At 73.2% G+C, this 6,576-nt stretch carries 6 protein-coding genes; 1 reads left to right on the top strand and 5 read right to left on the bottom strand.

Annotation, left to right across the window (positions count from 1 at the left end; all coding sequences use genetic code 11):
* Positions 1–106 precede the first annotated feature (106 nt).
* From ACIREI_RS09430 to ACIREI_RS09415, 4 genes are read right to left on the bottom strand one after another with little or no spacing between them, the layout of a single operon-like run.
* Positions 107–1,297: an exo-alpha-sialidase gene (locus ACIREI_RS09430; protein ID WP_403329414.1), complete on the bottom strand. Its 1,191-nt coding sequence runs from the start codon at positions 1,295–1,297 to the stop codon at positions 107–109.
* Positions 1,298–1,336: 39 nt separating this feature from the next.
* Entirely contained in the window at positions 1,337–1,996 is a 660-nt protein-coding gene (locus ACIREI_RS09425) for a response regulator (protein ID WP_403329411.1), read from the bottom strand.
* On the bottom strand, positions 1,993–3,234 hold the full coding sequence (locus tag ACIREI_RS09420; protein WP_403329408.1) for a sensor histidine kinase: 1,242 nt from the start codon (positions 3,232–3,234) through the stop codon (positions 1,993–1,995). Before ACIREI_RS09420 ends, ACIREI_RS09425 begins: the two co-directional genes overlap by 4 nt.
* Positions 3,235–3,280: 46 nt before the next feature.
* Entirely contained in the window at positions 3,281–5,377 is a 2,097-nt protein-coding gene (locus tag ACIREI_RS09415) for an MMPL family transporter (protein WP_403329405.1), read from the bottom strand.
* A gap of 220 nt (positions 5,378–5,597) precedes the next feature.
* Between ACIREI_RS09415 and ACIREI_RS09410 the strand changes: the two genes are divergently transcribed.
* Positions 5,598–5,909, top strand: coding sequence for a hypothetical protein (locus ACIREI_RS09410; RefSeq protein WP_403329402.1), 312 nt, complete (start codon positions 5,598–5,600; stop codon positions 5,907–5,909).
* Here the strand turns inward: ACIREI_RS09410 and ACIREI_RS09405 are convergent.
* Positions 5,848–6,546 carry a TerB family tellurite resistance protein gene (locus ACIREI_RS09405; protein ID WP_403329399.1) on the bottom strand — a complete coding sequence of 233 codons (699 nt, stop codon included), beginning with the start codon at positions 6,544–6,546 and terminating at the stop codon, positions 5,848–5,850. The genes ACIREI_RS09410 and ACIREI_RS09405 overlap by 62 nt on opposite strands.
* Between the last annotated feature and the right edge of the window lie 30 nt (positions 6,547–6,576).

The raw sequence follows: 6,576 nt of genomic DNA, 5'->3' as shown, positions 1-6,576 counted from the left end.
TTCAGCCCGTCCGGCGTTTGAGGACGAGGCCCGAAGGGCCGACAGCGGGGGTCCGGGGGCGGCAGCCCCCGGGGACGGGACGGGTAGGGGCGGCGGGGGCGAGGAACTAGGTCAGGTCAGTCACCGGCAACCGGCGGAACTCGATCGTCTCGTACGGCCCCGACTCCCCCGTCTCGTACAGGATCCCGACCGTCCCGCGCCCCACCCACACCAGGTCCGAGTACGCCGCCCACCGCCGGGACAGCGTCAGCGCCTTCGTGAAGGTCGCTCCCCCGTCCGTACTGCGCCACACGGCCATCGACTGGCGGGCGGTCGGGACGGACGGGCCCGAGAAGAGCAACGGGGCACGCGCGCCGGGGAGTTGGAGGACACTGCCCTCCACCACCGGGACGGAGTTCAGCGTGGGCTGGACGGTGTACGGACGCTCCAGGGTCTCCCCGCCGTCACCGGAGTGGCTGTCGAGACGGTTGCCCGTGCTCGTACCGTGCTGGTCACGTGAGTTGAAGTACAACCTCCCGTCGGCGAGTTCGGCGGCCGTGGACTCGTTGGCGTTGCTGACACCGTCGTACGAGTCGTCCACGAACCCCAGCTGCCAGGTCCGCCCGCCGTCGTCACTGTAGATGGCGTGGGCGCCGTAGTACTTGGGCTCCTGCCCGGTGTCGGCGGAGCCGGGCGCGGGCGCCACCGAGTGGTTCGACGGCACCACCAGCCGCCCCGCGTGCGGACCCCGCCGAAGCGCGACGGCGTGGCCCGGCCCCGTCGCGTACCACCGCCAGTTCGACGGCTTCACCTGACCCGTGACGTCGCGCGGAGCGGTGAAGCGGCGACCGTCGTCCAGGCTCCGCTGGACGAACACCCGGCGGCTCTCCGCCGGCGTCGCCTCGCCCCGCATTATCTGCGCCTCCGTCACATCCCCGCTGTTGTAGGACGTGACCAGCACCACCGCACCGGTGACCGGATCCACCACCGGCGCCGGATTGCCCCGCGTGTCCCCCTCCCCGGCGGCGACCACCGTCACCGGCCCCCAGGTGCAGCCGCCGTCGCGGGACCGTCTGAGGACGACATCGATGTCGCCGGTGTCGCCCGCACCGTCGTGCCGGCCCTCGGCGAAGGCCAGAACCGTGCCGCGCGGGGTCGTGATCGTCGCGGGGATGCGGTACGTGTCGTAGCCGCCCTCGCCCGAGACGTACGGGACGGAGGACGTGCAGCCGGTGTCCGCCGAGGCGGTGCCGGTCGTCGTGAGCGGGGTGGTCAGGAGGACCGTGGTGAGAACGAGTGTGCGGCTCAGGAGGGTCATCGAGCTCCCTTGACGGAGTGTCAGACATTGACCTGTCCGTCACAGGGTTCCCGGAGCCACCATCCCCGACTCGTACGCCACGATGACCAACTGCGCCCGGTCCCGTGCCCCCAGCTTCCCCATGATGCGGCTGACGTGGGTCTTCGCCGTGAGCGGGCTCAGTCCCAACGCCTCGGCGATTTCCGTGTTGTTGAGCCCGCGCGCGACCAGCGTCAGCACCTCGCGCTCGCGTTCGGACAGGCATTCGGGCCCGCCTGCCGTGGGCGGGGACGGACTGCGCAGGAACCGCTCGATCAGCCGTGCCGTCGGCCCCGGCGACAGCAGGGACTCGCCCGCCGCCACCGTGCGGATGGCGTCGAGGAGTTCGGCCGGGCGGGTGTCCTTGACGAGGAATCCGGAGGCGCCGGCGCGCAGCGCGTCCACGATGTTCTCGTCGGTGTCGTAGGTGGTGAGGACCAGTACCCGTACCCCGGCCAGGTCCTCGTCCGCCGCGATCAGGCGGGTCGCCTCGATGCCGTCGAGGTCGGGCATGCGGATGTCCATCACGACGAGGTCGGGGCGCGAGCCGCGGACCAGTTCCGCGGCCTCCCGGCCGGTGGCCGCCTGGCCGACGACCTCCATGTCGGGGGCGGACTCGACCAGCATGGCGAACGCCTCCCGCACGAGCGTCTGGTCGTCCGCGAGCAGGACGCGGATCATCGCTCTCCTCCTCGCTCGTTCCCGATCGGCAGTACGGCCCTCACCTGGAAACCCCCCTCGTCGCCCGGTCCGGCGTCGAGTGTGCCACCCACGCTGCGGGCCCGCTCCCGCATGCCGACGAGGCCGTATCCGGGGTTGTGCGGGGTGGCGGCGGGGCAGGCGCCGTCGTCGGTGACGGACACGCGCAGGGCGCCCTGCTCCTCGTACAGCTCGACGCGTACGGCCGGGTCGGGCCCGGCGTGCCGGACCACGTTCGTCAGCGCTTCCTGGACGATGCGGTAGGCGGCCGCGCCCACGGCGGGCGGCGCCTGCCGCACCCGTACCGCCGACTCGACCCGCGCCCCCGCCAGCCGCGCCGTCTTCACCAGGTCCGCCACCCCGTCGAGGCCGGGCAGCGGGCCGCGGGCCTCGCCCGCCACGCCCTGTTCGCGCAGCAGCTCCAGCGTCGTGCGTACCTCACCGCGGGCCGTGCGGCAGGTGTCGGCGATGTCGTCGAGGGCCTTCGCGATCGTCTCGCGGTCCAGCCGCTCGGGGTCGGCGGCCAGGACGTGGGCGGCGACGGAGGTCTGCACGCCGATGAGCGTGATGCTGTGGGCGAGCAGGTCGTGCAGGTCGCGGGCGATCCGCAGGCGCTCCTCCGCGACCCGGCGGCGGGCCTCCTCCTCACGGGTGCGTTCGGCGCGCTCGGCGCGTTCGACGATGGAGGCGACGTACTGGCGGTAGTAGCGGACGTCGATGCCGCAGAAGAGGAAGGCGACGACCCAGCCGGAGATCCGCAGGATCTCCATCGTCCCGTCGGGGTTGGTGAGGGCGTTGAGGAGCAGTGTCACGCCGAGCACGCCGGCGCCGGTGAGCAGCGTGCGGCGCACCGTGCCGGTCGCCGCGACCGTGTACAGCACCACCAGGGTGGCGAGGATGGGCGCGGCGTGGTTGTTCTCCAGGGCGTGGTACGGGGTGATGCAGACCATCACCACGAGCAGGACCAGCAGCGGGCGGTGCCGCCGCCACACCAGCGGCACATGGGCGGCGAGCAGCAAGGCCCAGCCCAGCGCGTCGGGCCGCGTTCCCTTGTCGCCCAACAGGGCCATGACCGTGGCCACGGCGGCCCATGCCACGGCCAGCAGGGCGTCGTTGCGTGTGCGGTGCGGTGCGGTCAGGGGGTCGCGGTTGATCGCGGCCATGACCCGCTCGCCGATGCGGGGTCGCGGCGCTGTGGTGGTCGGCTGCACGGGGTTCATCTTCCGGGACGGGGGCGCCCCTCCGGGAGGGAGGGGCGCCGGTCGGTCAGGAGACGGAGACGGGCACGGGCTCCGGTTCCTTCGGCGGTACGGGCGGCCGGGACCCGTCGGGTTGGCGGGAGAGCCGGCCCGGCCACCACACCCTGCGCCCCAGCGCCACGCTCGCGCTGGTGACCAGGTAGGTGCGGACGAGGAAGGTGTCCAGCAGCACGCCCACCGCGATGACGAAGCCCAGCTCGACGAGGGGCACCAGCGGCATGTTGGTGAGCACCGCGAAGGTGGCGGCGAGGACGAGCCCGGCGGAGGCGATGACCCCGCCCGTGGTGCGCAGCGCGGTCAGCGCGGCCGACACCGGTTCGGCACCGTTGAGGCACTCCTCGCGCATCCGGTGCATCAGGAAGATGCCGTAGTCGACGCCGAGCGCCACCAGGAACACGAAGGAGAGCAGCCCCAGCCCCGGATCCGTGCCCTCGAAGCCGAAGACCGGCCCGAAGACGAGTCCGCCGATGCCGAGCGCCGCGCCCCACACCGCGACGACGGCCGCCACCAGGATCAGCGGCGCGACGAGTGAGCGCAGCAGGGCGACGAGGATCAGCAGCACGGACAGCAGCACGATCGGTACGACGACCAGACGGTCCCGGTCGTTGGTGTCCTTCAGGTCGAGCTGCTCGGCGCTCGGCCCGCCGACGTAGGAGCCGTCGAGCTTGTCGCGCAGGGCCTCGATGGTGGCGGTCTCCCCGGCGGACTGGGGCGGGGAGGTGGCGAGGACGGAGATCTCGGTCCAGCCGTCTCCGGTACGGCCTTCCTGGGCGCTGTCGACGCCCCGGGTGCCGCGGATCGACGCGAGGGCCTCGTCGGCCCGGCCTTGCGGCGCGAGGACGGTGATGGGCTGGGTGCCGCGCTCGGGGTAGGCCGCGGCGAGCGTCTCCATGGCGGCGACCGCGTCGGGCTTGCTGGTGAAGGAGTCCTCCTGCTTGAGGCTGCCGGGCAGGTTCAGGGCGCCGAGGGCGAGCGCGCCGAGCAGGACGGCGCCGGCCGCGAGGACGGTCAGGGGCCGGCGTCCGGCGGAGCTGCCCATCGCGGTGAACAGGGACCGGCGGGCCTTGGGCGTGCTGCCGTAGCGGGGGACGAGCGGCCAGAACACGCGCCGCCCGAGCAGGACGAGGATCGCGGGCAGCAGCGTCAGCATGGCGACGAGCGCGCACAGCACGCCGACCGTGCCGAGCGGGCCCATGCCCCGGCTGGAGTTGAGGTCGGCGGCGAGCAGGCACAGCAACCCCGCGGCGACGGTGCCGGAGGAGGCGAGGACGGCGGGCCCGCAGCCCTTGAGCGCGGCAGCCATGGCGTCGTAGGGCCGCTCGATACGCCGTAGCTCTTCCCGGTAGCGGGAGACGAGCAGCAGGGCGTAGTCGGTGCCCGCGCCGAACACGAGGATCGTCATGATGCCGGAGCTCTGGCCGGAGACGGATGTCCCGAACCCCTGGTTGAGGCCGTAGGCGACGCCCATCGAGAGGTAGTCGGCGATGCCCGCGACGGTGAGCGGCACGAGCCACAGGAACGGGCTGCGGTAGATGAGGATCAGCAGCAGCGCGACCACGGCGGCGGTGGTGTAGAGCAGCGGCCCGTCGAGCGAGTTGTAGACCTCGCTCGCGTCGGTGGCGAGCGCGCCCTCGCCGCCGACGTCGACGCTGAGCCCGTCGCCGCCCTTGGCCACGTCCCGGACGTCGTTGACGAGGGCGTCGCGCTTGTGCTCGTCCTGGCCGGGCTCGGTGCTGGCCACCGGGTACATCAGGGTGGTGCCGTCCTTCGACGGGATGCCCTGCGGTGCGCCGGTCAGCTGGTGCCGGCCGGCGATCCGGTCGATCTGCTCGGCCGCCGTCGCCCTGTCGGCGGCGGTCAGCCCGCCGTCCCGGTGGTAGACGACGACCATCTCGGTGGCCTCACCCCCGGGCAACCGGTCCTGGATCCTGGCCACTTGCGTGGAGTCGGCGCTCGCCGGCAGGTAGTCGACGGCACGGTCGCGCTGGACGTCCGCCAGCTTCGACGCGAACGGCGACGCGATCGCGAGCACCGCGATCCACAGCCCGAGCACGAGCCAGGGCACGGCCCGCCGTCGCCGTGTACTTGTCCTTGCGGCCCCCATGAGACGGGCCCCCCTCCGGATCGGGTGTCTGGGTCGGTCTCCAGACTCCCGGCGGACAGGGGCCGGATCGTCGGGCGGGAGGGCGAGTTCGGGAGTACCGCCCAGGGCGACGGAACGACGGGATTACTCCCCCGGGAGTACCGCGGAACTCCTCGGTCCGCGCTCGGTGCCCCGAGTATCCGTAAGGCCCCGGCTCGGCCTTCGGGGCAGGCTTGCGGCCATGATCGACCCCGCCACCCGACAGCCCTCCGGCCTCCCCCGATTCCCCGGCACCCACGTGCCGGCGCCGCGGACCGAACGCCGGTGGCTGCCCGTCGCCGGGGACATCGCCCTGGCCGTCGGGCTGCTCGTCGCCGATGTCGTCGGGGTCGTCGCGGCCTTCCTGCTCGGGATCGACGTCAGCGGCGACTGGAAGCCGTGGTCCTCGCCGTCAGTGGCACGCGGTTCGACGCCGAACGCGCCGCCCAGGCCTACGACGGTGTGCGTGCCGCCGCCGCCAGCAGCCGGGTCACGTCCTCACCGCAGATGGTGAGGGCCGCGCCGACCGTCGACAGGACGTCCCGTTCGGCGGGCGTGTAGGGGCCGTCGGCCAGGGCGATACGCGCGCCCTGGAGCAGGATGGATTCCCGCCCTGCCGGTGCGAGGTGCGGGGCCAGCGGGTCCAGCGCCTCGTGGAGCTCTATGGCCAGACCGGCACCGCAGGGCTCGGAGAAGACCCGCCCGGTGTCGGCCGCCAGCGCCTCGACCAGGGCGCCCAGCTGTTCCTCCGTGCAGTCGTCGAAGCCGGCCGCCCGCACCGTGGCCGCCGCGGCCTCCAGGGACGGCCGGGCGCAGGTGCCGCCCGCCGCCAGTACCGCGAGGGCGACGGTGTGGACGGCGTCGCGGAGCATCGCGGAGAAGCGGGTGGTGGTCGGGTGGTCGAGGACGTCGGTGCCGAAGTGGCGGCGGCAGGCCGCGCACTCCACGACGGGACCGGTCACGCCGCGCGGCAGGACCGGCACGCCGAGGAAGGTGAAACGGCGATGCCCGCTCAGCCGCTGGTAGTTGCGGTCGCCGCCGCACCCCGGGCAGAAGAACTCGCCGTCACCGACGGCCGACCACGCGGTGCGGGTGCCCAGGATGCGCGCAAGCCTGGCGGCACGGCCGTCTCGTCCCCGTCCTGGCAGCACGTCGCACCTCCGTAACGCCGCGGCAACATC

Origin of the sequence: Streptomyces sp. NPDC093591 (genome assembly GCF_044764885.1) — a bacterium.
Lineage (GTDB): Bacteria > Actinomycetota > Actinomycetes > Streptomycetales > Streptomycetaceae > Streptomyces.
The sequence above is the reverse complement of the archived record's forward strand: the minus strand, read 5'-3'. Positions and strand labels throughout refer to the sequence as shown.

Bases quoted from the DNA above. Each gene is read 5' to 3' on its own strand.
- ACIREI_RS09415 (WP_403329405.1), bottom strand. From the start codon at position 5,377: ATGGGGGCCGCAAGGACAAGTACACGGCGACGGCGGGCCGTGCCCTGG.
- ACIREI_RS09410 (WP_403329402.1), top strand. From the start codon at position 5,598: ATGATCGACCCCGCCACCCGACAGCCCTCCGGCCTCCCCCGATTCCCC.
- ACIREI_RS09425 (WP_403329411.1), bottom strand. From the start codon at position 1,996: ATGATCCGCGTCCTGCTCGCGGACGACCAGACGCTCGTGCGGGAGGCG.
- ACIREI_RS09420 (WP_403329408.1), bottom strand. From the start codon at position 3,234: ATGAACCCCGTGCAGCCGACCACCACAGCGCCGCGACCCCGCATCGGC.
- ACIREI_RS09430 (WP_403329414.1), bottom strand. From the start codon at position 1,297: ATGACCCTCCTGAGCCGCACACTCGTTCTCACCACGGTCCTCCTGACC.